Consider the following 25,714-nt stretch of genomic DNA (forward strand, 5'->3'; position numbering starts at 1 on the left):
CACGGTTCGGATTTCCGTGCGAGCGGGGCGGTAGGGCGTTCGGATTTCCGAACGGGTGGCGGGGCTAAAAGCGGAGCTGGCACCCGTACGGGCGCCGGCGTGTGATGCAAGAGGCAAGTCTCGATTGGCGCGTGCTGCCGCCAGCCGCTCGCCCCAGATGACTTAAGCGTTGCCCACCGGCTGGATTGGGCAACTCTCCAGGAACAGTTCCAGCGGCATCGGCCGCCCGATCACATAACCCTGGGCATAGTCCACGCCGATCGAGCGCAAGGCCTGCAGCGTTTCCTCGTCCTCCACGGACTCGGCCACGGTCAGCATGCCCAGGCGATGGCCGATATCGTTGATCGAGCTGACGATCTCGCGGTCCACCGCGTTGCCGGCCAGGTGGCGGATAAAGCTCCCGTCGATCTTGAGATAGTCCACCGGGAACTGCTTGAGATAGGAGAACGACGACAAGCCGGCCCCGAAATCGTCCAGCGCCACGGTACAGCCAGCGCTGCGCATTTCGGTCACCAGGCGATTGGCCGCCGCCATGTTGTTGATCAGCGCGGTCTCGGTGATCTCCAGCTGGATGCGGCTGGCGGGCAGCACGGACTCGTGCAGCTCGGCATGCAGGAACGGCAGCAGGAACGGCTCGCCCAGCGAATTGGCCGACAAGTTGATGGCGACCGTGAGATCGGGCACCGCGGTCAGGCGCGCGCCGAATTCGTGCAGCACATGGTGGATCACCCAGCGGTCCACGTGGCCCATCAGGTCATAGCGCTCGGCGGCGGGGATGAACGCGCCCGGCATCACCAGCTTGCCTTGCTCATCGACCATGCGCACCAGGATCTCGATATGGCGGCCGGCCTGGTTGTGCTCCTGCAGCGCGCGGATCTCCTGGGCGAACAGGCGGAAGCGGTTCGCGTCCAGCGCCGAGTGGATGCCGGCGGCAACCTGCAGCTCCTGGTGGTGGCGCTGGGCGTCGCTTTCGTCGCGCCGGTACACCGAGACGCGGCTGCGCCCGGCCGCCTTGGCGGCGTAGCAGGCTACGTCGGCGCGGCTCATCAGCTCGCCCATCGGCGGCGTTTCGTGGTCGATGGCGGTAATGCCGATGCTCGCGCCCACATCGTAGACCCGCCCTTCCCATGGGAAGCGCTGGCCGCGGATGGCATCGATGATCTTCTGGCATACGCGCTCGGCCTGGTCCACCGTACAGTCCTTGAGCAGCAGCGCGAATTCGTCGCCGCCCAGGCGGGCGAGCAGGTCGTCCGGCCGCACGTGGTAGCGGATCACGTGGCCGAGCTCGCGCAGCAGTACGTCGCCCGCGGCATGCCCGGCCGTGTCGTTGACGATCTTGAACCGGTCCAGGTCGATGAAGCACAGCGCGTGATGCTGCTGCTGCAGGCGCGCGGCCTCGCAGGCCTCGCGCAGCCGCTTCTCGAACCAGATGCGGTTGGGCAGGCCGGTGAGCGCATCGTGCGAGGCCGAGTGGGCCAGCTCGCGCTGCAGCGCGCGGGCGCTGGTGATGTCCTGGAACACCAGCACCGCACCGATGACCTCGCCGCTGGCCGTGCGCACCGGCGCGGCGGAGTCCTGCACGTCATGGCGGTCGCCGGTCAGGCTTTGCAGCACCGCGCCGTCCTGGAGGTAGACCGGGCGCAAGGTCAGCAGGCACTGTTCCACCGGGCTGGGGATCGGCGCGTTGGTATGCTCGTCGACGATGCGGAAGATGGATTCGAGCGGCTGGCCGGCGGCCGCCTGCATGGTCCAGCCGGTGAGCTGCTCGGCGATCGGGTTCATGAAGGTCACGCCCATGGTGGCGTCGGTGCAGATCACCGCGTCGCCGATGGAGCGCAGCGTGATGTGCAGGCGTTCCTTCTCCTCGAACAGCGCCTCGGTGAGGCGGCGCTGCTCGGTGATGTCCCAGTTGGTGCCGATCATGGACACCGCGGTGTCATCGTCCTGGCGCAGCACCATCGCCATGGCGCGGATATGGCGCACCTCGCCGCCGGGGCGCTGGATGCGGTATTCGGTGTCGAAGGCGCGCATGCCGCGCACCGCCTCGCGCATCTCGGTGCTTGCCTGCTCGACATCCTCGGGATGCACCATGGCCGTCCAGCGCTTGATGTCCGGCGCGCCCAGGGCAGGATCGACGCCGTGCAGCGCGTGCATGCGCGCGTCCCACTCGATCGCGCCGCTGGCAATGTCCCACTCCCAGATGCCCACGCCGCCGGCCTCAACTGCCAGCTGGGTCCGGCGCGACAGCGCCTCGAGCTTGTCCAGCGCGGTCTTGCGCTCGTCGATGTCCTCCACCTGGGAGATGAAATGCAGCGGCTTGCCCGTGTTCTCGTCGCGCACCAGGGAGACGGCCAGCAAGGTCCAGCGATAGCTGCCGTCCTTGTGGCGGAAGCGCTTTTCTATCCGGTACGACTCGATCTCGCCGGCCAGCAGGCGCTCGACCTGGTGCAGGTCGGGGGCGAGATCGTCCGGGTGGGTGATGGCCGGGAAGGGCAGCTCCGCCAGCTCGGCGGCATCAAAGCCGAACAGGTCGCAGATGGCGCGGTTGACCTGCAGCCAGTTGCCGTCCAGCCCCACCAGCGCCATGCCGATGGCCGAGTGCTCCATGGCCTGGCGAAAGCGCCGCTCGCTGGCGCGCAGCTCGCTGCGGTCGCGCCGGTTCTGCTCGAGCAGGAAGGCGATGCAGATCGGGAACACCATGATCAGCGCGGTCGACAACTGCACCGACTGCAGCAGGAACGGCTCGTTCGCGCCCAGGCCGAGCGCTGCGGTGACCAGCCCCAGCGCCACCGTGCCGCAGATGGCCAGCAGCGTCAGCAGGGCAGTGGCAAAGGGGTTGGTCAGCAGCGCCGCCAGCACCAGCGGCAGCGCCATCACCACGAACGGCTCGTTGCTCTTATATAGCGCCACGCCGCCCACCGCCAGGCTCAGCGAGAGCAGGCCGGCAAAACGGGGCAGCTGCGCGCGGCGGAAGGTATCCGCGAAACGCTCGCGCGTGACCGATACCATCAGCGGCAGCAACATGACGATGCCCATCGAGTCCGCCGTCCACCAGGTCCACCAGACCGCGCCAAAGCCGCTGTGGTACGCGGTGCTGATGGCGGCGGCGCCGATGGTGGCGCCCACCGCCGGCCCCAGCGTGCTGGCCGCGCCCAGCGTCAGCGCAAAGCGCGCCAGCGGTCCCGGGCGGGATAGCGTGGCGCCGCTGGTCATGGCGCGCACCAGCCACGCCGAGAAGGCAATCTCGGCGACGTTGCCCAGCGCCAGTGCCAGCGCAATGGCGGGCGTATCGCCCATGGCCGCGTTGGCCGCCACGCCCGCCACCAGCATCCCGGCCAGCTGCCAGGGCGCATCGCCGCTGCGCTGGTGCAGCAAGATGCCGATGCCGAAAGCATTGGCCAGCCAGAGCATGGCCACGTTGCCCGGGTAGCGCGACACGGCCAGACCGGCCAGGGCCAGCAGGAAGAAGGCAATGGCGGATAGCGACACGCGCTGCCAGCGCGGACAGGTGATGGGCAAGGGGCGGACATCCAAGTCTGGTGTCATGTGGCGTCAGCCTGAAGCTGCGTTCTCGAAATTGGGGCGATGGGCGGGCGTTGCGGCAAGTTGCACGCGCGGCCCAGCTTAATGGATCAATATAGCGGCGATATGCCGGAAGCACGAGGCGATAAGCCCAGGTCTGCTCCCGCTGTTCAGACTAGCGCCGGACGCCGTTTTGGGGTAGGAGGGCGGGCGGCGGACCGGAACCGGTACCGGCGCCCTGTCGTCCAAGTCCTACAGGCGTTTCAGGCATTGCCCCGCTAAGGAGGGGTATTGGCGCAGATATCGGCCCTTGGGCGGGTGGTGATGACGCGGCGGCGATTACCTCGCGCGTAATCGCGCGCCGCGCTGCGCGCACCGATGATACGGACAGCTTCCTCACTCACCCCAAGGAGAAGACCATGTCCGAATCGGATCGTACCGCCGCCCACGCCAACCTCGCCGCAACCGATCTTGCCGCCCTGGCGGATCGCTATCTCGCGGCCTGGAACGAAGCCGACGCGGCTCGTCGCCGCGCGCTGATCGTCAGCACCTGGACCGAGTCCGCCAGCTACGTCGATCCGCTCATGCGCGGTGACGGCCACGCCGGGATCGACGCCATGATCGCCGCCGTCCAGGCGCGCTTTCCGGGTTTGCGCTTTTCGCGCGCGACGCCGGTCGACGCGCATGGCGGCAACCTGCGCTTTACCTGGGAGCTGGCGCCCGTGGGCGCGGCTGCCGTGGTGGTCGGCACCGACTTCGCGACCGTGGCGGCAGACGGCCGGCTGCAAAGCATGACAGGCTTTATCGACCGCGCGCCGCAAGGCATGGCATGAGGTCGCCCGGGTGCCCGGGCGGCCGCTCACGCGCCCGTCCGGGCGCGGCGCGCGGTGAAGCGCGCGGCCACGCGCCTGCCGGTGGCCATGGCCGGCACCTCCACCCAGCGATGCAGCAGCATGGCAAGGCCAAGCGCCAGCCCGGCATCGATGGCGAAGCGCGCCAGCTGCAAGCCCATTTGCCCGGGCGCCAGCTCCGGCATCATCCGCTTGACCGCTTCGATCACCAACGGATGCGTCAGGTAGAGCGCGTACGACAGCTCGCCCAGCCACACCAGCGCTCGCGGCACGCGCAGCACGCCGGCATGCTCGGCCGCCACCGCGCCGAACAGTAGCGCGCCCGCCGGCAAGCCGCGCCCGGCCAGGCTGAACTCGGGCTCCACCAGCCACAGCGAGGCGGCGAAGCTGCCCACGCCCGCCACGAGCAAGGCCATCGCCACGCCGCGCGAGAGCCGGTGGCGCGTGCGCGCATAGAGCCAGGCCAGCGCGCAGCCGAGCGCGAATTCCAGCACCAGCGGATTGGCAATCATCGACACCCATGCCGATGCGAACGGGTAGACGTGCGTCGGGTCCGGGTTCACCGCGCCGAAGCGCCACCAGGGCAGCACCAGCGTGGTGCCTGCCAGCGCCGCGGCCACCACCAGCAGCGCGCGCTGCCGCGCCACCAGCAGGCCGAGCGCGCAGATCGCATAGAAGGCCATTTCGTAATTGAGCGACCAGCCCACGTATAGCGCCGGATAGCCGAAGTAAGGCGCCTCCTGCTGTGCGACGGGCAGGAAGGCGAGCGAGCTGGCGAACACCGCGAGGCTGACCGGGTTGAGCGTGAGCGCATGCAGCGCCGACATGACCCAGTACGGCGGCACCAGCCGGAAGACGCGGCGGATCGAGAAGGCCAGCGCCGTCTCGGGCTCGGGGCGCGCCAGCACCGCCACCCACGCGATGATGAATCCGCTGATGACGAAGAACACGTCCACGCCGACATGGCCGCGCTTGATCACGTGTTCGGTGACCCATGCCAGCAGCGGCAACCGCTCGCCGCCCAGGCGCAGCCCGGAGTGGTAGACCAGCACATAGGCGGCGGCCAGCCCGCGCAGCGCCTGGATGCTGTCGAGTGTGGCGGGCGCGGCATATGGCGAGCGGGTAGCGCAAGGGGCGGGCACGAGTCCGGATGCAGGGTGGCTGGCAGTTGATAACAAACAGACCGCTGGGCCGGGCGCGAAGTTCGCCAGCCCGGTGCACGGTGCCGCACGCGACTTTCCTTTTTGCACTATGCTCAGAAAGTTTTACGGCGTGCGTACCGCGGCTGGGGCGCGCGCCGCTGACCGGCCGCCGGCGGCGCGGCGCGGCGGATCGAACCGCTGCGCCATGCCGGGGGCGGACCAGGGCAAACAGACCCAAGGAGCTTCCCCCATGACCACGCTAGATATCAACGGCAAGCCGTTGCAGGTAGACGTTGATCCTTCCACGCCCCTGCTGTGGGCGTTACGCGACAGCCTTGGCATGACCGGCACCAAGTTCGGCTGCGGCATGGCTGCATGCGGCGCGTGCACCGTGCATGTGAACGGGCAGGCCACACGCAGTTGCGTGACGCCGGTCTCGGCGGCGCAAGGCGCGCGCATCACCACTATCGAAGGCGTCACCGGCGACAAGGTTGGCCGCGCGGTGCTCGACGCCTGGATCAAGCACGATGTGGCGCAGTGCGGCTATTGCCAGAACGGCCAGGTGATGAGCGCCGTCGGGCTGTTGCGCAGTAAAAAGCACCCAAGCGATGCCGACATCGACCAGGCCATGGCCGGCAACCTGTGCCGCTGCGGCACCTACCAGCGCATCCGCGCGGCCATCAAGGACGCGGCGCGCGCGCTGGCTTAAGGGGACGACACCATGCGAATCAGATACCTTGAAGCGCTCGCCGGCGGCAATCGCCGGCACGCGGACTCCGGCGGCGTCGCCGCGCTGGACCGCCGCAGTTTTCTCAAGCTGACCGGCTTTGCCGGTGGCGGCCTGGCGCTCGGCATCCTGCCGGCCCAGGCCGCGCTGGCGCAGGAAGGCGCGGCGCCCAAGGCCCCGCCTTCGCAGCCGCAGGCGTTCCTGCTGATCGCCCCGGACAATACCGTCACGGTGGCGGTCAACCGGCTCGAATTCGGCCAGGGCGTGCATACGGCGTTGCCCATGGCGCTGGCAGAAGAGCTCGACGTCGACTGGCGCAACGTGCGCGCCACGCTGGCGCCCGCCGGCGATGCGTACAAGGATCCCGCCTTCGGCATGCAGATCACCGGCGGCTCCACCGCGCTCAACCATTCCTTCCAGCAGTACCGTGAGCTGGGCGCGCGCGCACGTGCCATGCTGGTTTCCGCCGCGGCCAAGCAGTGGCAGGTCGATCCGGCGAGCTGCCAGGTGGCGCTGGGCGTGGTCACCTCCGGCAGCCATCGCGCCACCTTTGGCGAACTGGCGCAGGCCGCCATGGCGCTGCCGGTGCCGCAGCAGGTGACGCTGAAAAACCCGGCGCAGTTCAAGCTCATCGGCAAGCCCACGCGCCGGCTGGATGCGCGCGGCAAGCTGGAGGGGACCACCGCCTTCGGCATCGACGTGCGACTCAAGGACATGGTGGTGGCCGTAGTGGCGCGCCCGCCGCGTTTTGGCGGCAAGGTGAAATCCTTCAACGCAGACAAGGCGCGCGCGATCAAGGGCGTGGCCGACGTGATGCTGGTGCCGGTGGACCGTGGCGGCACCGGCGTGGCGGTGGTGGCCGATGGCTACTGGCCGGCCAAGCAGGCGCGCGATGCGCTGGAGATCGTGTGGGAAGACAGCGGCTCCAGCGTCTCCACCAAGGACCTGTTTGCACAGTACAAGACGCTGGCCGCGCAGCCCGGCACGGTGGCGCTGCAGGCCGACCTGGGCGCCATGTCCGGCGCCGCGCGCACCATCTCGGCGGACTACGAGTTCCCCTACCTGGCGCATGCGCCGATGGAGCCGCTGAACTGCACCTTGCAAGCCGAGGTGTCCGGCAAGGCGGTGCAGAACGTGAAGGTATGGGTGGGCTCGCAGTTCCAGACCGTGGACCAGGCCGCCATCGGGCGCGTGCTCGGGCTGCCGCCGGCCAAGGTCACGCTCAACACCATGATGGCGGGCGGCGGGTTCGGCCGGCGCGCCGTGCCCACCTCCGACTACCTGGTCGAAGCGGCCAACGTGCTGCTGGCCTGGGTCAAGAACGGGCATGACGAACCGCTCAAGGTGATGTGGAGCCGCGAGGACGATATCCGCGGCGGCTACTACCGGCCGCTGCATGTGCACCGCGCGCGCATCGGCATCGACGCGAAGGGGCAGGTGCTCGGCTGGCAACATACCGTCGTCGGGCAGTCCATCCTCACCGGCACGCCGTTCGAGGCATTCATGGTCAAGGGCGGCGTGGATGGGACCATGGTCGAAGGCCTGGTCGAGAACGACTACGGCTTCCCGCTGCAACTATCGGTGCATCATCCGCAGGTAGCGGTGCCGGTGCTGTGGTGGCGCTCGGTTGGCAACACGCACACCGCCTTCGTCAAGGAAACGCTGGTCGACGAAGTGGCCGTCAATGCCAGGCAGGATCCGGTGGCGTACCGCCTGGCGCGGCTGGACGCGAGCAAGCACGGGCGCCATCGCGCGGCGCTGCAACTGGCGGTGGACAAGTCCGGCTACGGCAAGCGCAAGCTGCCCAAGGGCCAGGCCTGGGGCGTGGCGGTGCATGAGTCGTTCGGCACGGTGGTGGCCTATGTGGTGGAGGTGTCGCTGGTGAAAAACGAGCCACATGTGCATCGCGTGACGGCCGGGGTGCATGCCAACCGCGTGGTCAATCCCATGTCGGCCGAGGCGCAGGTGCAGGGCGCGTGCGTGTTCGGGCTGGCGATGACGCGGCCGGGCTTTGCCATCGAGATCGAGAACGGCGCGGTGAAGAACAGCAACTTCCCCGATTATCCGCCGCCGCGCATCACCGATGCGCCGGTAGTGGACGTGTTCTTCGTGCCCTCCGAGGAGCCGCCCACCGGCCTGGGCGAGCCGGGCGTGCCGGCCATTGCTCCGGCGGTGGCCAACGCGCTGTTCAAGCTCACCGGCAAGCGCCAGCGGCAGTTGCCGTTTGTGCTGGCCTGAGCTGGCCTAAGCCCAGGCACCGGGCTCAGGGCGCGCGGTTGTCACCGGCCGCGCGCCAGGCCTGCGTGAAGCGTAGCAGGTCGTCGGCCGAGGCATCGGTGATGGCCGCGTAGCGCATGCCGTCCGCCTCCCAGAGCGCCAGTTGATAGCCTTGGCGCGCCTCGATCTGCGGCGGTGCCGGGCTGCGGCCGGGATTGACGGCCGGCTTGCCCTCGGGCGTGTCAGACGAGCGCAATGGCAGTACGAACACATCGATGGGGTGCTGGTTGCGGCGGTAGACCAGCACCGCCACCGGCCGCCCATGCACGTAGTCAAGCCGTCCCCCGGCCAGCGGGAAACCTTGCGGCGCGAGTTCGCGTACCGACGGCGCGTAGTCGATGCGGCCATTGAACCAGGGCTTGACGGTGTGGCGGTCCGACGAGGCGACATCGATCGTGTGCCCCGAGATCAGCGCCCGCACGTGGCTGCTCACCATCTCGCTTTCCACCGTGGGCTCCGGGCCATCGCTCAGCGTGTACTGGACCATGCCGATGCCCAGCGTCGCAACAGTCAGCGCTGCCATGGCGGCATTGGCGGCCGGGCCCCATTCGAAATAGCGCCGCATCCGTTGCCACCATGCGCCACCGTTGCCGGCGGGCGCCGCCGCGCCGCCGAAAGCCGCCGCCTGTGGCGCTGGCGCGGCCTGGGCTGCGTCCAGCGCGGCGTTCAGCCGCGCGCGCAGGGCCGGGCCGGCGCGATGGTAGGGCGCATGCGCGCGCAATACGGTGCGCAGTTCGCGCAGGTGTGCGAGCTGCGCGGTGCAGGCCGTGCATTGCGCCAGGTGCCGCTCGAGGCGCAAGGCATCGCCCGCGCCGAGCTCGCCGTCAGCACTGGCCTGCAGCAGCAGGCGGGCGTCATTGCAGTTCATGGCCTGTCTCCCCGGCAGGTTGCGGCGGCGTTGCGTGGATGGCAGTTGCCGCGTCGGCCCTGCCCGTTGCCGGCGCGGCGGATGCGTTGCTTGCCGCGCCGAGGTTGGCGCCGCCATTGGCGCTGGTGCCTCGCGTGCCTTCCGCCCGCAAGGCGAGCACTGCCGTCGCCAGCAGCTTGCGCGCGCGTGCCAGGCGCGACATCACGGTGCCCAGCGGGACTTGGGCGATGACGGCGATATCGCGATAAGGCAGGTCCTCGAGCTCACGCAGCACCAGTACTTCGCGAAAGGCCAGCGGCAGGCGCTCCAGCGCCAGATGCAGCAGCTGGACATCCTCGGCGCGCAACAGCCATTGCTCCGGGCTGTCGCCGTGTCCATCCTGCCAGCCGGGCAGCGGCTCGCCATCGAAATGCGCGTCGTCGTAGCCGGCGCCTTCGGCCTGGCCCGGCTGATGCCGCTTGCGCCAGGCGGTGAACCACGTGTTGCGCACGATCGCCAGCAGCCACGCGCGTGGCTGGTCGCCCCGGAAACTGTCAAAAAGCAGAAAGCCCGCAGGCAGGCTTCCTGCACCACGTCATCCGCCTCCACGGGGTTGCCCGACAGCCAGCGGGCCAGGTTGTAGGCGGCATCGAGGTGCGGAAGCACCAGATCGTCGAAACAGCGGCGCTGGTCGGCAGCGTTCACATCACTCCTTTGGCTCGGTGCCCGGGTTGGACGCATCGCGCGCGCTTCCCCGTTCATTCCGTCTCTGCCTCGTATACCGGGATTGCACTGAGTTTATTCCCGATTCTCACCGCCACCACGAAAAAAATATTACCGGAAACGGGAATAAACATGCCTGCGCGCCGGTATGACAGGCAGGTCCACAGCAACCTGGCCGATCCGATCAACCGATGGAGCTCAACATGAAGCGAGCATGGAAGCGGCGCGATTTTCTCGGGCTTGCCGCCTGCGCCGGCGGCGCGGTGTTTGTGTCGGCATTGCCCGGATGGGCCGCCGGACGCGACGAAGCGTTCTACTTTGTCCAACTCTCGGACTCGCACTGGGGCTTCCAGGGCCCGCCCAATCCCGACGCGCGCGGCACCTTGCCCAAGGCGGTGGCCGCGGTCAACGCACTGGCGGAACCGCCGGATTTCCTGATGTTCACCGGCGACCTCACCCACACCACCGATGACCCCGCCGAGCGCCGCCGGCGCATGCGCGAGTTCCAGTCGATCATCGCCGCGCTCAAGGTGCCGGTCGTGCACCTGATGCCGGGCGAGCACGACGCCAGCCTGGACCAGGGCGCCGCCTACCGCGAACTGTTCGGTCCCACGCACTATGTGTTCGACCACAAGGGCGTGCACTTCATCGTGCTGGACAACGTGTCCGATCCTGCCGGACGGGTGGGCGCGGCGCAGCTCGACTGGCTCGCCGCGGATCTTGCGCAGCAGCCGCAGTCGGCGCGCATCGTGGTGTTCACGCACCGTCCGCTGTTCGATCTCTATCCGCAGTGGGACTGGGCCACGCGCGACGGCGCGCAGGTCATCGAGCGGCTGATGCCGCATCCCAACGTGACGGTGTTCTATGGACACATCCATCACGAGCATCACCACATGACCGGGCATATCGCGCACCACGCGGCGCGCTCGCTGATGTTTCCATTGCCGGCGGCGGGGTCGCAGCCGCAGCGCTTGCCGGTGCCGTGGGATCCGACGCAGCCCTATCGGGGATTGGGCTGGAGGGAAGTGGAGGCGGGCAGGGCGTCGGGGGATTTCGGGATCGAGGAGAAGCCTGTCAATGGTTGAGCAGGTTGTGCTGTGCCGCTTTGAACTCGCTATCAGGAGTTGGTCATGTTAGTCACAGGACGAGAAGGAATCAGCCGCAGGCGGGCGCTGTGCTGCTTGCTGGCGCTGGCGGGCGGGACGCCACTGTTGCACAGCGCGGCCGCCGCGCCGCGGGTGATCAAGGTGCATGCGCGGAAGTTTGTCTTCACGCCGAATCAGATTGCGCTGCGGGTCGGGGAGCCGGTGGTGTTCGAGCTGACCGCGCAGGATGTGATCATGGGGTTTAGCGTGCCGGACCTGGGGATTCGGGCGGATTTGCCGCCCGGCAAGGTGGTTCGGGTTTCGGCGTTACCGAAGGTGGCTGGGAGCTTTGGGTTCTTGTGCGATATTTTTTGTGGGTCCGGGCATGAGACTATGAATGGGGTGATTGAGGTTAGTTAGGTTGTTGCAACTGCAACTGCAACTGCAACTGCAACTGCAACTGCAGTTTCACCACCCCTGCGGGGCGGCGACCTACTTTTTTGTCTTGCCAAAAAAGTAGGCAAAAAGGCGCGCCGGATGGGGCGACTACCCCTCGGGATTCGACGAAAAGAGCGGCCGGGACCCAAACTCGCATCGCCTTAAGGCGATACTCAGACATGGGTCCCTCTTTTCCGCTCTTTTCGCCGAATCCCGAGGCGCCCCATACGGCCTCTGCACACCTTGACGGCTCGCTGCGCATCGCGCTGGGGTGATTCCCGCCTGGGGGCGCGAATCACGGCCGAACCGAATCGATGCTTCAACTCTCCTGCCGGTTGGCTCCCCTCTCCCGCCTGCGGGAGAGGGGCCGGGGAGAGGGCGGGCGCTCGCAGGAGCGAGAGATCTCATTGACTGTGGGCCTCAATCCCCCTCCCCAGACGCCAACACCCGCCGCCGCTCGCGTTCGGCCTCCGTGCTGCTCACGGGTTCATGTCCCTCCCGCCGGGCCTGCCGCTTCTCCTTGCGCTTCACATACCAATAATGCGCGCGATCGAGGTAGAGATAGACCACCGGCGTAGTGAACAGCGTCAGCGCCTGCGACAACACCAGCCCACCCACCATCGCGAAGCCCAATGGCCGCCGCAGTTCCGAGCCTGCGCCGTGCCCGAGCATCAACGGCAGTCCGGACAACAGCGCGCACATGGTGGTCATCATGATCGGCCGGAAGCGCAGCAGGCACGCCTGGTAGATGGCCTCCTCCGGCTTCATGCCGTGGTCGCGCTCCGCGGTAAGCGCGAAGTCGACCATCATGATCCCATTCTTCTTGACGATGCCGATCAGCAGGATGATGCCGATCAGCGCGATCACGCTGAGGTCGTAGCCGCCGGCCAGCAGGATCAGCAGCGCGCCCACGCCGGCGGAGGGCAGGGTGGAGAGGATGGTGAGCGGGTGGATGTAGCTTTCGTACAGCAGCCCCAGCACGATGTACACGGCGACCAGGGCGGCGGCGATCAGGTAGGGCTGGGAGGCAAGCGAGGCGGCGAAGGCCTGGGCCGTGCCCTGGAACGAGCCGGAGAGGGTTTGCGGGCGGCCCATGCCGGACAGCGTGCTGTTGATGGCCTTGACGGCATCGCCGAGCGCCACGCCCTGTGCCAGGTTGAAGGAGATCGTGACGGCGGGGAACTGCCCCTGGTGGCTGATCGACAGATAGGCAGTGCTGTCGGTGTCAATCTTGACGAAGGTGGACAGGGGCACCTGCTCGCCGGTCAGCGGCGAGGTGACGTACAGCTTGCTGAACAGGCGCGGGTCTTCCTGCAGTGCCGGCGTGACCTCCAGGACCACGTGGTAGCTGTTGATCTGCGTGAAGTACTGCGCTACCTGCCGCTGCCCGATCGCGTCGTACAGCGTGGCATCGATCAGGGCCGGTGTGATGCCAAAGCTGGACGCACGCGCGCGGTCGATGGTCAGGCGCGCGGCGGCGGCGGCGTTCTGCTGGTCGGACGCCACGTCTCTCAACTCCGGCAGGGCGCGCAGGCGCTCCAGGATGCGCGGCGCCCACTGGTTGAGCTCGTCCAGGCTGGAGTCCATCAGCGTGTACTGGTATTGCGTGCGCGACAGCCGCCCGCCCACGTTGATGTCCTGCCCGGCCTGCAGGAACAGGTTGGCGCCTTGCACCTGCGCCAGCTTGGGCCGCAGCCGCGCGATCACTTCGTCGGCGCTGGCGGTGCGGCCCTGGTCCTTGGGTTTCAGGCTGATGAAGAAGTTGCCGGTGTTGAGTGTGTTCTGCCCTCCGGTCATGCCGACCGCCGCGACATCGGGATCGGCGCGCACGATATCCGCGAGCTGCACCATGCGCGCGTTCATGGACTTGAAGGAGGCGTCCTGCGCCGACTCCGCGATGCCGAACATGAAGCCGGTGTCCTGCTGCGGGAAGAAGCCCTTGGGTATGTAGATGAACAGCGCCACCGTGGTGGCAACCGTGGCGATAAACACGCACAGTGTGAAGAACTGGTGGCGCATCACCACGTCCAGCCCGCGCTTGTAGCCTGCGAGCATGGTGTCGAAGCCATGCTCGAACCAGCGGTAGATGCGGCCGTGATGATGGCCGCGCGGCGGGGTCAGGAAGCGCGAGCACAGCATCGGCGTCAGCGTCAGCGAGACCAGCACCGATACCACGATGGTCAGCGTGACAGTCACGGCAAACTCGCGGAAGAGCCGCCCCACGATGCCGCCCATCAGCAGCAGCGGGATGAACACCGCCACCAGCGAGACCGAGATCGACACGATGGTGAAGCTGATTTCGGCGGCGCCCTTGAGCGCGGCGTCGATCGGTGCCATGCCGCCTTCGACGTGGCGATAGATGTTCTCCAGCATCACGATGGCATCATCCACCACGAACCCCACCGCGATGGTGAGCGCCATCAGCGACAGGTTGTCGCGGCTGTAGCCGAGCAGGTACATGCCGCCTGCGGTGCCCATCAGCGCCAGCGGTACGGTGACGCTTGGGATGACCGTGGCGGCCACGTTGCGCAGGAACACGAAGATGATCATCACCACCAGCGCGATGGTGAGCACCAGCGTGGACTCCACGTCGGCCACCGAGGCACGGATGGTCTGGGTGCGGTCGGCCAGCGTGTTGACGTTGATGGTGGGCGGGATCGCGGCCTGCAGGCGCGGCAGCGCGGCGCGGATGCGGTCCACCGTCTCGATCACGTTGGCGCCTGGCTGCTTGGTGATGGCCAGGATGATGGCGCGCCCGTTGTGGAAGGTGTTGTCCGCCGGCGCGGCGGCGCCGGCAAAGCCCCAGCCCGCCAGCTTGGCGTTCTCGGGCCCGTCCACCGCCACGCCGACATCGCGCACGCGCACCGGCGCGCCGTTGCGGTAGGCCAGCACCATGTCGTTCCACGCCGCCGCCTTGGTGACCTGGTCGTTGGTGTAGACGTTGAAGGCCTTGGTGGCGCCATCGGTGCTGCCGGTGGGCTGGTTGACCGTGGTGGCGGCAATCACGCCGCGCAGGTCTTCCAGGCTCATGCCCATGGCCGAGAGCTTCTCGGGATCCACCTGGATGCGCACCGAAGGCTTCTGCTGACCACCGATGAAGACCAGCCCCACGCCGGAAATCTGCGAGATCTGCTGCGCCAGCACGTTGTCGGCGAAGTCGTTGATTTCGGTCAGCGGCAGGGTGTCGGACTGCACCGCCAGGACCAGGATCGGCGAGTCGGCGGGATTGATCTTGCGGAATGTCGGCGGCGTGGGCAGGTTGCTTGGCAACTGGCCGCTGGCGGCGTTGATGGCGGCCTGCACGTCCACGGCGGCGGCGTCGATGCTGCGGTTGAGGTCGAACTGCAGCGTGATCTGGGCGTTGCCCTGCGCGCTGGTCGATGTCATCTGGGTGAGCCCGCTGATCAGCGAGAACTGGCGCTCCAGCGGCTGGGCCACGTTCGACGCCATGGTCTCCGGGCTGGCGCCGGGCAGGTTCGCCGAGACCTGGATGGTGGGGAAATCCACCTGCGGCAGCGGCGCGATGGGCAGCAGCGGCCACGCGGCCACGCCGACCAGCAGCACCGCCAGCGCCAGCAGCAAGGTGCCGATCGGGCGCTTGATGAAGATCGCGGAAATGCTCATGGCCGTGCGTTCCCGGCGACGTTTGCCGGCCCGCCGGCGGCAGGTGCGGAGGCGGGCGCGGCACCGGCTACCGCTACGGTCGTGGCTGCGGTCGTCTCGTTCACGCGGGTGCCGGGCTTGAGCTTGTACTGCCCGTCCACCACGACCCGCTCGTCAGCCGCCAGCCCCTTGGTCACGACGGCCTTGGCGTCCTGCGTTTCCGCCACCTCGATCGGGCGGGACGCCACGGTATGGTCCGCCTGCACCACATAGACATAGGTGCCGGTCTGGCCGCGTTGCACGGCGGCGGCAGGGATGGTCAGCGCCTGGTCGCGCTCGCCGAGCACCAGCCGCGCATTGACGTACTGGCCAGGCCACAGTGTGTGCGACGGATTGGGAAAGCGCCCTTTCAGCTGGATGGTGCCGGAGGTCGTGTCGATGGTGTTGTTGAGCAAAACCAGCTTGCCCTGTCCCAGCAACTGGCCGGTGGCGCGCTCGCTGGCTTGCACCGCGAGCGGCGTGCCGCTGGCCTGCATGGCGCGGTTGATGCGCTGGAATTCGCCATCGGGCAGCGTGAACACCACGTCGATCGGGTCGATCTGGCGGATCACCACCAGGCCGTTGGCGTCGGCGGCGTGGACGATATTTCCCGGGTCCACCAGGCGCGCACCTACGCGCCCGGACAGCGGCGCGGTGATGGTGGTGTAGTCGAGCTGCACGCGGGCGACGTTGACCAGTGCTTCGTCGGTCTTCACCGCGGCGGCCAGCTGCGCCACCTGCGCGCGCTGGGTATCCAGCGTTTGCTGCGTGGTGGCGTTTTCCTTGATGAGGCCCTCGTAACGCTGCAGGTCAAGACGCGCATTGGCTAGCTGCGCTTCGTCGCGCGACTTTTGCGCCATGGCTTGCTGCAACTGCGCCTGGAACGTGCGCGGGTCGATTTGCGCCAGCAGCTGCCCGGCCGTGACGTCCTGGCCTTCGACAAAGCCGACGCGGTCGAGCTGGCCGTCCACGCGTGGCTTGACCGTCACCGTGGCCATCGCCTGCACCGTGCCGACGCCGGCCAGGCCGATCGGCACGTCCTCGCGCTTGACCTGCGCGCTGGTCACGGAGACCGCTGGCGCCGGCGGCGCTGCCCGGCGCGGCGCCACCATGCGCTTGAGCGGGCCGACGGCGAACCACACCACGGCTGCCAGCACGAGCACGGCCAGGCCGATCAGGACGGGATTGCGACGGGAGGGCTGGGTCGCCATGGATTGCCTTGAAGGTGGTCTGTCGATGTGGATCAGGGGGCCAGGGGATCAGGGTTGGGCCAGCGCATCGCTTTGCCAGCCGCCGCCGATCGCCTTGACCAGCGCCACGCTGGCTGCAAGCTCCCGGCCTCGCAACTGGATAGCGGTCCGTTCGTTAGACAAGGAAAGGGCCTGTGCCGTTACCACCGAGAGGTAGGAAGCGGTGCCGGCGCGGTATTGCGCCAGGCTCACGCGCTCCGCCACGCGGGCGGCTTCCACCGCGTGGTCCTGCACCACCACTTCCTGGTCGAGCACGCGCAGCGCCGAGAGGTTGTCTTCCACCTCCTGCATGCCGCTGAGCACGGTTTGCCGGTACGCCGCGACGGTCCCGTCGTAGGCCGCCACGGCCTGGTCGTTCTGCGCGTTGCGCAGCCCACCGTCGAAGATGGTGCCGGCCAGCGCCGCGCCCAGCGACCACACCCGGCCGGGCGGCCCGAACCAGTTGGCCAGGCTGCCGCTGCTGGCGCCGCCCACAGCGGAGAGCACCAACGACGGAAAGTACGCGGCGCGCGCCACGCCGATATTGGCATTGGCCGCCGCCATGCGGCGCTCGGCCGCCGAGATGTCGGGGCGGCGCTCGAGCAGCGCCGAGGGCAGTCCCAGGGGCACCGCCAGCGGGCGCATCGAAAACGGCTCGGGCGTGAGCGTGAACTCGGCCGGGGCGCGCCCCAACAGCACGGCGATGGCGTGTTCCAGCTGGTTGCGCTGCACGTCCAGATCCATCGCCTGCGCTTGCGCCGCGTTCAGCGTCACCTGGGCCAGCGCCACGTCGCCCGAGGTAGCCACGCCGGCGCGGAACTGGCTCTGGGTCAGCTTGAGCGATTCTTCATACGCGGCCAGGGTGCGGGCATACAGTGCCTTGAGCACATCGGTGACGCGCAGCTGGATATAGTCCTGCACCAGTTCGCCCTGGATCGTCAGCCGCGCGGCCGCGAGGTCGGCGGCGCTAGCCTGGGAGTTGTCGCGGGCGGCCTCTATGCTGCGCCGCACCTGGCCCCACAGGTCGATCTCCCAGCTGGCATCGAGGTTGGCCGAATGGGTGTTGGACACGGCCTGGATGCCCAGCGCGTTGGTGCGCGCGCGCCCCACTGCCACGCCTGCGCCGAGCGTGGGATACAAGCCGGCCCGCGCCGCCTGCGCCAGCGCGCGGGACTGCCGGTACTGGGCCTCGGCCTGGCGCAGGCTCTGGTTGGCTGCGTTGGCTTGCCCCACCAGCTCATTCAGCCGGGCATCGTCGAACCCCGCCCACCAGGCCTGGGTCAGGTCCACCGCGCGGGGCTCGGCGACCTTCCATTGGTGATCGTCCGGCACGGCCTCGCGATACGCGGTAGGGGTCTCCACCGGGGGCCGCTGATAGTCCGGCCCGACCGCGCAGCCGCCCATCCAGGCAGACGCCAGGGCGATGCAAAACAGGCGCGGCGAAAGCAAACGCGCGGCGTTCATGAATGCAAGGGGCAAGCGATGGTCATGACGGACTTTCGTGAGGCGATGCCGTTGTTTGTCGTTTCCTGCTTGGGCTGGCGGATTGGTTTTCCCGCGCATGCCACCGCCGGCGCGGCGCAGCGCTGGCTGGTCTTATGGCAAGCATAGTGCGGCGCGCGCAGGTGTGAAACGCGCTGCGCATTACCGGATATTTCACTCGCTTACGCCGATGCGCCCAGCGGCGCCACTGCCGCGCAAGCAAGCGAGGCGTGAAATACATCCACGGTTGGCGGCACGCGGCGGGCGCGCGCGCCGGTTACGGGATCTTGCAGCGGGTGGGTGCCGGATTGTGCGGCGCGGCAAAAAATGAGCGCGCGCCAGCGCCGCGCAAGGACGCCCGCGTTGCCGCGCTTGCGGCCACGGGCGGGCCGCCGCAGCCTGTTGTAATCTCGTGTAAATGTGCGCCAGCGAGCCCCGGCGGGTTGCATTTGCTGCGCCTGCCGCGTAGAAAGTAGGTGTCAGGCGGTCACGGCGGGAGGGCTGCGGCAATCCGAATGGCCGGCCGACGCATATAACTACATGACATCTGGACGACGAGCGGGAAGACGTGGCCATGGAGACCGATCAAGAAAGCACACTGACGTACGCACTGCTGACAGTGCCAGCGCGTGCCGCCATCTGCCGCGCGCTGCTGGAAGCGGGCGAAGCCGGCATGCCGGCGTTCGACCTGGCCGGCGTCGCCGGGCTGAGCCTGCCGCGCGCCAGCCGCCATTTCAATGAACTCATGCAGGCCGATGTGCTGACCCTGGTCGTGCGCGACCGGCAGGTGATCTATGTGCTCAAGGCCCGCCGCGCGGTGAGCCTGGCGCTGGAGTATCTCGACAGCAGCGGGTTGTAGGCCGGCGGGGCAGCCGGCACGGCTGGCGGCCCCGGCGCTGTTAAAATATGCGCCCGCGCGCCAAGGGCCTCCTTTTGTCCAGGTGGCCCTTTTCGTTTTGACGTTTCTTTTGACGTTTCCCCAGCACGAAATCTCCCACCCATGCCAGCCCTGGAACGTTTGTTTGTAGCCCTCGAAGAGCAGGGCTGGGCCGTGTCCGACGACCTCATCGACACCACGCTGGCGGCGCGGCTGCATGCCGAGGGCCGCGCGGCGTGGGAGGCCGGCCTGTTCCACCCCGCCCGCATCGGGCGGGGCGAGGCCACTGCCCGCGACGCGGGCATTCGCGGCGATTCGATCCTGTGGCTCGACGACGCGCCCGCCGGCGCGGCCAGGGCGGATTTCCAGGCCTGGGCGGCGGGTTTGCGCGAGGCCTTGAACGAGCGGTACTTCCTGGGCTTGAAGCGCGAGGAATTCCACTTCTCGCACTATCCGGTCGGCACCGCCTACAAGAAGCACGTGGACCAGCACCGCGCGACCCTGCATCGCAAGATTTCGCTGGTGCTCTACCTCAATCCCGAATGGAGCGAGCGCGATGGCGGCGAGCTTGCCCTCTACGCGCAGGACGACGGCGCCACCGAACTGCACCGCGTGCTGCCGCAGCGCGCGCGGCTGGTGGTGTTTCGCAGCGACCTGGTCCCGCATGAGGTATTGCCCTGCCACAAGACCCGCTGGGCACTCACCGGCTGGTTCCGCACCGATCCGGCCTGAGCGGCATAAGCAGCATCAGCAGCACAACCGGGGCAAAGGCATGAGCACACGACCGCAGCCGCACGAAGATGACGCCGCCGCCGCTGGACAGTTTTCGGCCGAGCTCGAAGCACTGCTCCGGTCGCATGCCATGCGCAGGCAACTGGTCAAGGGCGAGGTGCTGTTTACCTACGGCTCCAACCCGGACGCGCTCTTCTGCGTCGAGCGCGGTGCCATCAAGGTCAGCAGCACGGCGCAGAACGGGCGCGAGGCAGTGGTCAGCCTGCTGGAAGCCGGGCAGTGGTTCGGCGAGGTCTCGCTCTTCATCGACGCGCATCGCGTGTACGACACGCGTGCCGCCGAGGCCAGCGAGCTGCTGGTGATCCCCGCCGCCACCTTCCATGCGCTCATCGCGCGCGAGCCACGTTGGCTGATGGAGTTCACGCAACTGATCTGCCGGCGCTATCGCAGCGCACTGGAGTGGATCGACGAGGTGATCCTGATGCCGTTCCCGGTGCGGCTGGCGCGGCGACTGCTTGCCGTCGAGCATGCGCATGCGCTGTCCACCCACGGCACGCCCGGCGTGCGGAAATCCGGCGCCCCCGCCGCGCTGAAGCTCTCCCAGGAAGACCTTGGCCATATGCTCGGCGTGTCCCGTCAGAGCGTCAACCGGCAGCTCAAGGACTGGGAGAAGCAGGGCGTGCTGCGCCTGGAATACGGGCGCCTGACGCTATCCGACAAGGCGGCGCTGCAGGCCATCGCCAGCGGGTCCGCGCCGGGCACCTAGCGTGGGACGTTGCGCTTCGTCGCAAGAATGAAATAACCGGCGGCTAAGATCCTGACGGGGCCGGTGGACACTTTTCCCTTCGCGGGGATGGCAGGTTTTTTGACGAAATCCGTGTCTGCCCGGCCCCGTCCCGATTGACGGCCATGGCTGTTCCCTCCCGTTCGCACCGCTTGCGAAAGTCAACGATATAAACGGTATATACTGTTTTTGTACCAATGCGATCAAGACAGGAGGATGCATGGCAACGGTCTCCAATGGGCGCACGCGTGCGCCCGCGCCCACCGCGGCGCAGAAAAAGGCAGCCGCCGCGGTGAAGCGGCCGGTCACGCGCGCAAGGAAGACGCAGACGGCAGTGAAGGCAGCCAAGGTCGAAACGGTCAAGGGCGTGGTTGCCGCACCGAAGGCCGAGAAAGCCGAGAAGGTTGAGAAGGTTGAGAAGGTTGATAAGGCGCAGAAGCCCGCCAAGGCCAAGGTCGTGCGCGACAGCTTCACCATGCCGGAGTGGGACTATGCCAAGCTGGCGGAGCTCAAACGGCGCTGCCTGAACGGCGGCGCGCACGTGAAGAAGAGCGAGTTGCTGCGGGCCGGGCTCAAGATGCTGGAGTCGCTGCCGGAGCGGCAATTGCTGGCCGTCGTGGCCCAGGTCGAGACCGTCAAGACGGGCCGGCCGGCCAAGCGCAAGGCGCGCGACGGGGCTTCCGGGCAGTAAGGCTGCGGTCCACATTGCATGCCACCTGGATGCATTCCGTCCACGTGCGCAGTGTTTTTGCCGGGTTTCATGAATAGTTGATGACAGCCTCAACCATCTGCCGATTCGGTCGTTAAGATAGGTAAGGCTTATCAATCCTGGAGCCGGACCGACCGGGCGCTGCCTCGCCGGTCCTTCGCTTTTCAGAGCCTTCACCATTTCTTGCCGGCGCCATCGTCATCCGCAGAATGAGTCTCTTCAGGCCGTCTTTCTGGTGCCCGTTTTCCGTGTTCGCCGTCGTCACGGTGCCCCTGGCCGAGCCACCGCGGGAACGGCCTCCGGGCGATGTTTCGGCGCAAGCCGAATCGAACCCGGACGCGCGGCGAGACCTCCTCACGGCGCCCACGCTCCCTGACCGCTAGCCGGGCATTGTTGCGTTTTGCGACCGTAGTTTCGCTGCACTGCAAGGCGACTCATTGCCAGCTATAAATCTGGCAAAGATGCGAAAAGCGCCTATAATTATGCTGCTTTGCATCAATTTTACGCGCTGCCATCCGGTAGCACCGGATCGCGTCCGCGCCCCTGATCAGGTTGCCCAGCTATCCAGACGAGGTCAGTCGATGTTGCCGTGTGAGCGATGCAAGCGCCAGGCCGGCAGGCCAGGACACCTGCCGCCGCACGAGGACCTGGAGGCCGCGCGCGCCAATGCGGCGGCCCAGGACGGCGCCCCCTTTGTCTACCGTTGCCGCCAGTGCGGCTTTACGATGGTGCTGCGCAGCCCCAGCCTGGAAGTGCCCGACTACTGGGCCCTGGAAGACCAGGCGTCCTCCACCTGAAGCTGACGGGATGCCGGCCGGCTCCCGGCGCGCCCGCTATTGTTCCCGCCACATCGCCGTGCCATCATCGCGCAGCCGCCTGCGAGTTGCCTGGCCGCGCTGAACCCGACACCTCCCAAACTAACGTCAGCACATTCCCCGCATGGATTGGAGCGATATCAAGGTCTTCCTGGCGATCGCCCGGGCCGGCACCCTGGGCGGCGCCGCGCGCGCGATCGGGCAGACCCAGCCGACCATGGGCCGCCGGCTGAAGGCGCTGGAGGACGCCGTCGGCCATGCCTTGTTCCAGCGCACCAGCGACGGCTACGTGCTGACCGATGAAGGCGCCGCCGTGCTCGCCCACGCGGAGCGCATCGAGGAGGAGGCGATCGCCTTCGAGCGCCAGCTCGATGGCCAGGCGCGGGAACTGGACGGCATGCTGCGGATCTCGTCGTCCGACTGGTTTGGCGTGCACATGCTGACGCCGGTGATCGCGGACTTTATCCGCGCGCATCCGCGCGTCGCGGTGGAACTGGTCACCGATGCGCGCTTGCTCAGCCTGGCGCGCCGCGAGGCCGACCTGGTGTTTCGCATCCGCGCGTTCGACGAGGCCGATATCGTGCAGCGCAAGCTGATGCACATGGACTACGCACTCTACTCGGCGCCCGGCGTGGCGCCGCCGCGCGCTGGCGACGGCGCGGGCCATGCCCTGCTGACGCTGGACGCGGGTTTCGCGGGCTTGCCGGATGTGGCGTGGATGCGCAAGCTGCTGCCCAACGCCCGGGTGGCATTCGGCAGCAACAGCCGCGAGGCGCAGGCCAAGCTGTGCGCGGCCGGCGCGGGGCTGGCCGTCCTGCCCTGCGTGCTGGCCGAGCGCCTCCGCGGGCTGCAGGCCATCGACATGGGGAGGCGCCGCCCGGGCGCGATGTCTGGGTGGGCTATCACCGCGACCTGCGCCGCCTGGGGCGGCTGCGCGCCTTCCTGGATGCAACCATCGAGCGCCTGGGCAGCGAAGTCTAGTGTCCCGTTCCGCTGCTGATTCGTTCGCAAAACCTGTTGAGATTAGAGCAGGAATTTTTGGGGGCGAAGTGTGCGATGGGTATTGCTTGTAGCCCGCTGACGCGGGGGATGCGTGTGTGGGCGGGGTTTTCGCTCTTCTAGCTGCTGGCGCGGCTGGGCGGTGTTGCCGTTTTAGAACGTGTGAGATGTCACTTTTCTTTACTCGTAAAGAAAAGTAACCAAAGAAAGCGATCCTTGCAGGAGGCTGGCGTGGCGTCATTGGTGACCCCAATGGTTTCGTCGTCAGGCCCCGGGTTCTAATGACCTCGTGCCGTTACCAGTTTAGATCATCACGACGCTGCCAATGCCCAGGGTTTCGTGGTGGCCCCCACCGGTAGCCACCACCACGAATTTCAGGCCGTCTGTCGCTCGCGGCGCGGGCGGCCACGAAGTTGCGTGCGTCCCGTTTTCGTCGTGGGCGCGGTGGCACCGCCGAAATAGTTTTGAGGGATTCACCACCGCGCCCACCCCACCACGAAACCATCACGGTGTGATATATCGTGGTGCTTCGCGCCGGTACCGGCAGATGTGTGGATGAGCAGGGATGCTGCTACCGAGCAGCCTCACGACGAAACCGGCGTCATTCGCAAGATCGTGGCCATTTAAACCGGTAACGGCATGAGGCCATTAGAACCCGGGGCCTGACGACGAAACCACCGGGCTGCGCAACCCCGACACGCCAGCCTCCTGCAAGGATCGCTTTCTCTTGGTTACTTCTCTTTACGAGTAAAGAGAAGTGACATCTCACATGTGTAAACGGCCAACCCCGTACAGCCGCGACAGCAGCTAGAAGCGCCAAAACACGTCCAGCCCATCAACCATCAAAGCCGCCCAGCCGCGCAAGCAGCCAGAAGCCAGAAGCATCAAAACCCCGCCCTAAAGAGACACCCCCGCGTCAGCGGGCTAGTCCTTCGCAACATCCACCACCAGTTTGCCCTTGGCCGTGCCGGTCTCTATCGCGCGATGCGCCTCGATGGCGTCCTCGAGCTGGAAGTGCCGCGGGTCGAGCCGCACGGAGAGCTTGCCCGCGTCGGCCAGCCGCGCTGCTTCGCGCAGGATCTCGCCGTGGTGCGCACGGCCCTTGCCGGTGAGCATGGGCATCAGCGTGAACACGCCGGAGTACGTGGCCGCACGAAACGACAGCGGCGCCAGCGCATGCGTGCCCCAGCCAAGGCAGCTCACCACATGGCCGCCATAGGTGCGCGCGGCGAGGAACGAGCTGTCCAGCACCGCGCCGCCCACCGTATCGTAGACCACGTCGAAGCCCGCGCCCGCCGTGTATTGGTCGACATACTGCGCGACCGATGTCGTGGCGTGGTCGATGGCGGTGGCGCCGTAGCCCTCGATGATTGCCTTCTGCGCGGCCGAGCCCGTGGCGTAGACCTGCGCCCCGAGCGCGCGGGCGATCTGTACCGCGATATGCCCCACGCCGCCCGCGCCGCCATGCACCAGCACCTTCTCGCCGGGCTGCACGCGGGCCCGGTCGACCAGGCCTTCCCACGCGGTGATGAATACCAGCGGCAACGCGGCGGCTTCGCGCATCGACAGCGCGGCGGGCTTGTGCGCGAGCAGCTCGGCATCGACCGCCGCGTACTGGGCGAGCGAGCCTTGCAGGCCGCCGACGCCTCCTGTCATGCCATAGACATCGTCGCCGGGCGCGAAGGCCGTCACGCCCGCGCCCACGGCTTCGACCACGCCGGCCAGGTCCAGGCCCAGCACGGCGGGAAATGGGTGGCGGGCGTGCTCCGCGTGGCCGGCGCGGATCTTGGTGTCGAGCGGGTTGACGCCGCTGGCCAGGATGCGCACCAGCACCTGGCCGGGGCCGGTGTTTGGCTTGGGAAGCCGGGCGGCCGTGAACGGCGCGCCCGCGGATTCGACGACGAGGGCCTGCATGGGGTGGCTTGGGGCATGATGCGCTCCGGATAGTTGGTGATAGATTGGCGATGGAGTGGCGGTGGGTTTGTGTGGCCATTCTTGGCCATGCCGGCGTGTTCGTAAATCAACGCTTCTGTACTCTTGCCATGCAGTTTTGAATGGAGTGTTTCTCCCCATTTGCGCACGCCCAGGTAGAAGATGCTGCAGGCTCCAGATCAGCTCGATCCCCGCTTCCTGCTCGGCCGCACCCTCGGGCGCGGGGATGCCGAACTCGGTCCGGATCTCGTCTGGCACCGGCAGGAAGATCCTGGTGCGCAGCTTGTTCAGGTACTTGTATGGGATCCGGGAGGTGTTGTAAGGGTGGTCTATAAGTAACTTCGATCTCGGCGGAATTCGTTGGGCCGCGAATAAAGATTCTGCCGCGCGGCCAGTCCCCACAACGATTTTCACGATTCCAGGGTAAACACGTATCAAGTCGTCGACTTGAAAACGCCACCCCCGTCCCTATAATTAGCACTCGCTGGGCATGAGTGCTAACAGACCTCTTCCAGCGTACTAATTCTGCTGGCCGTCAGTGCTGGCGGTCAATTTTTGTGAACCTAAAATCACTTTTTGTACCAAGGAGTCCGTATGAATCTGCGTCCTTTGCACGACCGCGTGATCGTGAAGCGTCTGGACAATGAAACCAAGACCGCTTCCGGCATCGTGATTCCCGACAACGCTGCCGAAAAGCCTGATCAAGGTGAAGTGCTCGCCGTGGGCCCCGGCAAGAAGGATGACAAGGGTGCTTCGATTGCGCTCGACGTCAAGGTGGGTGACCGCGTGCTGTTCGGCAAGTATGCCGGCCAGGCCGTGAAGGTGGATGGCCTGGAACTGCTGGTCATGCGCGAAGAAGACATCATGGCCGTGGTGAACAAGTAATCCACGCACCCCCATT

The 25,714-nt window shown here is 67.3% G+C and carries 20 protein-coding genes and 2 pseudogenes; 13 read left to right on the forward strand and 9 right to left on the reverse strand.

What is annotated here, in order from left to right; translation table 11 throughout:
* Positions 1–162: 162 nt before the first annotated feature.
* Complete coding sequence (locus OMK73_RS33335; RefSeq protein WP_267605744.1) at positions 163–3,546, reverse strand: diguanylate cyclase; 3,384 nt, start codon at positions 3,544–3,546, stop codon at positions 163–165.
* Between the two features lie 395 nt (positions 3,547–3,941).
* Here OMK73_RS33335 and OMK73_RS33340 point away from each other — a divergent pair, with 395 nt between their 5' ends.
* Positions 3,942–4,355 (forward strand): nuclear transport factor 2 family protein, encoded by a 414-nt coding sequence (locus tag OMK73_RS33340; protein WP_267605745.1) that lies wholly within the window; start codon positions 3,942–3,944, stop codon positions 4,353–4,355.
* A 26-nt stretch (positions 4,356–4,381) separates the two neighbouring features.
* On the opposite strand, the gene OMK73_RS33345 is transcribed toward OMK73_RS33340, so the two are convergent.
* Positions 4,382–5,515: an acyltransferase family protein gene (locus tag OMK73_RS33345; RefSeq protein WP_267605746.1), complete on the reverse strand. Its 1,134-nt coding sequence runs from the start codon at positions 5,513–5,515 to the stop codon at positions 4,382–4,384.
* Between the two features lie 250 nt (positions 5,516–5,765).
* On the opposite strand from OMK73_RS33345, the gene OMK73_RS33350 reads away from it, so the two are divergent.
* Both OMK73_RS33350 and OMK73_RS33355 read left to right on the forward strand, forming a co-directional pair.
* Entirely contained in the window at positions 5,766–6,224 is a 459-nt protein-coding gene (locus tag OMK73_RS33350) for a (2Fe-2S)-binding protein (RefSeq protein WP_150988428.1), read from the forward strand.
* A gap of 12 nt (positions 6,225–6,236) precedes the next feature.
* Positions 6,237–8,480 carry a xanthine dehydrogenase family protein molybdopterin-binding subunit gene (locus OMK73_RS33355; RefSeq protein ID WP_267605747.1) on the forward strand — a complete coding sequence of 748 codons (2,244 nt, stop codon included), beginning with the start codon at positions 6,237–6,239 and terminating at the stop codon, positions 8,478–8,480.
* A gap of 25 nt (positions 8,481–8,505) precedes the next feature.
* Here OMK73_RS33355 and OMK73_RS33360 read toward each other — a convergent pair whose 3' ends face one another.
* Both OMK73_RS33360 and OMK73_RS33365 read right to left on the reverse strand, forming a co-directional pair.
* Complete coding sequence (locus OMK73_RS33360) at positions 8,506–9,387, reverse strand: anti-sigma factor family protein (protein ID WP_267605748.1); 882 nt, start codon at positions 9,385–9,387, stop codon at positions 8,506–8,508.
* Positions 9,374–10,071, reverse strand: a pseudogene (locus OMK73_RS33365) (RNA polymerase sigma factor). Before OMK73_RS33365 ends, OMK73_RS33360 begins: the two are co-directional and overlap by 14 nt.
* A 221-nt stretch (positions 10,072–10,292) precedes the next feature.
* Here OMK73_RS33365 and OMK73_RS33370 point away from each other — a divergent pair.
* Together OMK73_RS33370 and OMK73_RS33375 are read left to right on the forward strand one after the other, a co-directional pair.
* Entirely contained in the window at positions 10,293–11,174 is an 882-nt protein-coding gene (locus tag OMK73_RS33370; protein WP_267605749.1) for a metallophosphoesterase family protein, read from the forward strand.
* Between the two features lie 45 nt (positions 11,175–11,219).
* Positions 11,220–11,594: a cupredoxin domain-containing protein gene (locus OMK73_RS33375; protein WP_267605750.1), complete on the forward strand. Its 375-nt coding sequence runs from the start codon at positions 11,220–11,222 to the stop codon at positions 11,592–11,594.
* Here the strand turns inward: OMK73_RS33375 and OMK73_RS33380 are convergent.
* From OMK73_RS33380 to OMK73_RS33395, 4 genes are all read right to left on the reverse strand, one after another.
* A complete protein-coding gene (locus tag OMK73_RS33380) occupies positions 11,587–11,793 on the reverse strand; it encodes a hypothetical protein (protein WP_267605751.1) in 207 nt (68 codons plus the stop codon). The genes OMK73_RS33375 and OMK73_RS33380 overlap by 8 nt on opposite strands.
* A gap of 239 nt (positions 11,794–12,032) precedes the next feature.
* Entirely contained in the window at positions 12,033–15,236 is a 3,204-nt protein-coding gene (locus OMK73_RS33385; protein ID WP_267605752.1) for an efflux RND transporter permease subunit, read from the reverse strand.
* Entirely contained in the window at positions 15,233–16,465 is a 1,233-nt protein-coding gene (locus OMK73_RS33390; protein WP_267605753.1) for an efflux RND transporter periplasmic adaptor subunit, read from the reverse strand. The genes OMK73_RS33385 and OMK73_RS33390 overlap by 4 nt, the downstream gene beginning before the upstream one ends.
* A gap of 48 nt (positions 16,466–16,513) precedes the next feature.
* On the reverse strand, positions 16,514–17,962 hold the full coding sequence (locus OMK73_RS33395) for an efflux transporter outer membrane subunit (RefSeq protein WP_324291795.1): 1,449 nt from the start codon (positions 17,960–17,962) through the stop codon (positions 16,514–16,516).
* Positions 17,963–17,965: 3 nt separating this feature from the next.
* Here OMK73_RS33395 and OMK73_RS33400 point away from each other — a divergent pair, with 3 nt between their 5' ends.
* From OMK73_RS33400 to OMK73_RS33430, 7 genes and pseudogenes are all read left to right on the forward strand, one after another.
* Complete coding sequence (locus OMK73_RS33400) at positions 17,966–18,094, forward strand: hypothetical protein (RefSeq protein WP_267605754.1); 129 nt, start codon at positions 17,966–17,968, stop codon at positions 18,092–18,094.
* Between the two features lie 445 nt (positions 18,095–18,539).
* Positions 18,540–18,824, forward strand: coding sequence for a winged helix-turn-helix domain-containing protein (locus OMK73_RS33405; RefSeq protein WP_267605755.1), 285 nt, complete (start codon positions 18,540–18,542; stop codon positions 18,822–18,824).
* A 141-nt stretch (positions 18,825–18,965) separates the two neighbouring features.
* Positions 18,966–19,574: a 2OG-Fe(II) oxygenase gene (locus OMK73_RS33410; RefSeq protein ID WP_267605756.1), complete on the forward strand. Its 609-nt coding sequence runs from the start codon at positions 18,966–18,968 to the stop codon at positions 19,572–19,574.
* Positions 19,575–19,614: 40 nt separating this feature from the next.
* Positions 19,615–20,340: a Crp/Fnr family transcriptional regulator gene (locus OMK73_RS33415; protein WP_267605757.1), complete on the forward strand. Its 726-nt coding sequence runs from the start codon at positions 19,615–19,617 to the stop codon at positions 20,338–20,340.
* Positions 20,341–20,578: 238 nt separating this feature from the next.
* Positions 20,579–21,049, forward strand: a complete 471-nt coding sequence (locus OMK73_RS33420) for a hypothetical protein (RefSeq protein WP_267605758.1) — start codon at positions 20,579–20,581, stop codon at positions 21,047–21,049.
* Between the two features lie 599 nt (positions 21,050–21,648).
* Positions 21,649–21,864 carry a hypothetical protein gene (locus OMK73_RS33425; RefSeq protein WP_267605759.1) on the forward strand — a complete coding sequence of 72 codons (216 nt, stop codon included), beginning with the start codon at positions 21,649–21,651 and terminating at the stop codon, positions 21,862–21,864.
* A gap of 142 nt (positions 21,865–22,006) precedes the next feature.
* Positions 22,007–22,863 (forward strand): annotated as a pseudogene (locus tag OMK73_RS33430) (LysR family transcriptional regulator).
* Positions 22,864–23,805: 942 nt separating this feature from the next.
* On the opposite strand, the gene OMK73_RS33435 reads toward OMK73_RS33430, so the two are convergent.
* On the reverse strand, positions 23,806–24,795 hold the full coding sequence (locus OMK73_RS33435; protein WP_267605760.1) for a zinc-dependent alcohol dehydrogenase family protein: 990 nt from the start codon (positions 24,793–24,795) through the stop codon (positions 23,806–23,808).
* A 612-nt stretch (positions 24,796–25,407) separates the two neighbouring features.
* Here OMK73_RS33435 and groES point away from each other — a divergent pair.
* Positions 25,408–25,698 (forward strand): co-chaperone GroES, encoded by a 291-nt coding sequence (gene groES / locus OMK73_RS33440; protein WP_267605761.1) that lies wholly within the window; start codon positions 25,408–25,410, stop codon positions 25,696–25,698.
* Positions 25,699–25,714 lie beyond the last annotated feature (16 nt).

The sequence above is a fragment of the Cupriavidus sp. D39 genome, from assembly GCF_026627925.1.
In the GTDB taxonomy this organism is placed as follows: Bacteria; Pseudomonadota; Gammaproteobacteria; order Burkholderiales; family Burkholderiaceae; genus Cupriavidus; species Cupriavidus ulmosensis.

Coding starts and splice junctions, on each gene's coding strand:
- OMK73_RS33335 (WP_267605744.1), bottom strand. CDS start 3,546: ATGACACCAGACTTGGATGTCCGCCCCTTGCCCATCACCTGTCCGCGC.
- OMK73_RS33340 (WP_267605745.1), top strand. CDS start 3,942: ATGTCCGAATCGGATCGTACCGCCGCCCACGCCAACCTCGCCGCAACC.
- OMK73_RS33350 (WP_150988428.1), top strand. CDS start 5,766: ATGACCACGCTAGATATCAACGGCAAGCCGTTGCAGGTAGACGTTGAT.
- OMK73_RS33355 (WP_267605747.1), top strand. CDS start 6,237: ATGCGAATCAGATACCTTGAAGCGCTCGCCGGCGGCAATCGCCGGCAC.
- OMK73_RS33360 (WP_267605748.1), bottom strand. CDS start 9,387: ATGAACTGCAATGACGCCCGCCTGCTGCTGCAGGCCAGTGCTGACGGC.
- OMK73_RS33370 (WP_267605749.1), top strand. CDS start 10,293: ATGAAGCGAGCATGGAAGCGGCGCGATTTTCTCGGGCTTGCCGCCTGC.
- OMK73_RS33375 (WP_267605750.1), top strand. CDS start 11,220: ATGTTAGTCACAGGACGAGAAGGAATCAGCCGCAGGCGGGCGCTGTGC.
- OMK73_RS33380 (WP_267605751.1), bottom strand. CDS start 11,793: ATGTCTGAGTATCGCCTTAAGGCGATGCGAGTTTGGGTCCCGGCCGCT.
- OMK73_RS33385 (WP_267605752.1), bottom strand. CDS start 15,236: ATGAGCATTTCCGCGATCTTCATCAAGCGCCCGATCGGCACCTTGCTG.
- OMK73_RS33390 (WP_267605753.1), bottom strand. CDS start 16,465: ATGGCGACCCAGCCCTCCCGTCGCAATCCCGTCCTGATCGGCCTGGCC.
- OMK73_RS33400 (WP_267605754.1), top strand. CDS start 17,966: ATGGTCATGACGGACTTTCGTGAGGCGATGCCGTTGTTTGTCGTTTCC.
- OMK73_RS33405 (WP_267605755.1), top strand. CDS start 18,540: ATGGAGACCGATCAAGAAAGCACACTGACGTACGCACTGCTGACAGTG.
- OMK73_RS33410 (WP_267605756.1), top strand. CDS start 18,966: ATGCCAGCCCTGGAACGTTTGTTTGTAGCCCTCGAAGAGCAGGGCTGG.
- OMK73_RS33415 (WP_267605757.1), top strand. CDS start 19,615: ATGAGCACACGACCGCAGCCGCACGAAGATGACGCCGCCGCCGCTGGA.
- OMK73_RS33420 (WP_267605758.1), top strand. CDS start 20,579: ATGGCAACGGTCTCCAATGGGCGCACGCGTGCGCCCGCGCCCACCGCG.
- OMK73_RS33425 (WP_267605759.1), top strand. CDS start 21,649: ATGTTGCCGTGTGAGCGATGCAAGCGCCAGGCCGGCAGGCCAGGACAC.
- OMK73_RS33435 (WP_267605760.1), bottom strand. CDS start 24,795: ATGCAGGCCCTCGTCGTCGAATCCGCGGGCGCGCCGTTCACGGCCGCC.
- groES (WP_267605761.1), top strand. CDS start 25,408: ATGAATCTGCGTCCTTTGCACGACCGCGTGATCGTGAAGCGTCTGGAC.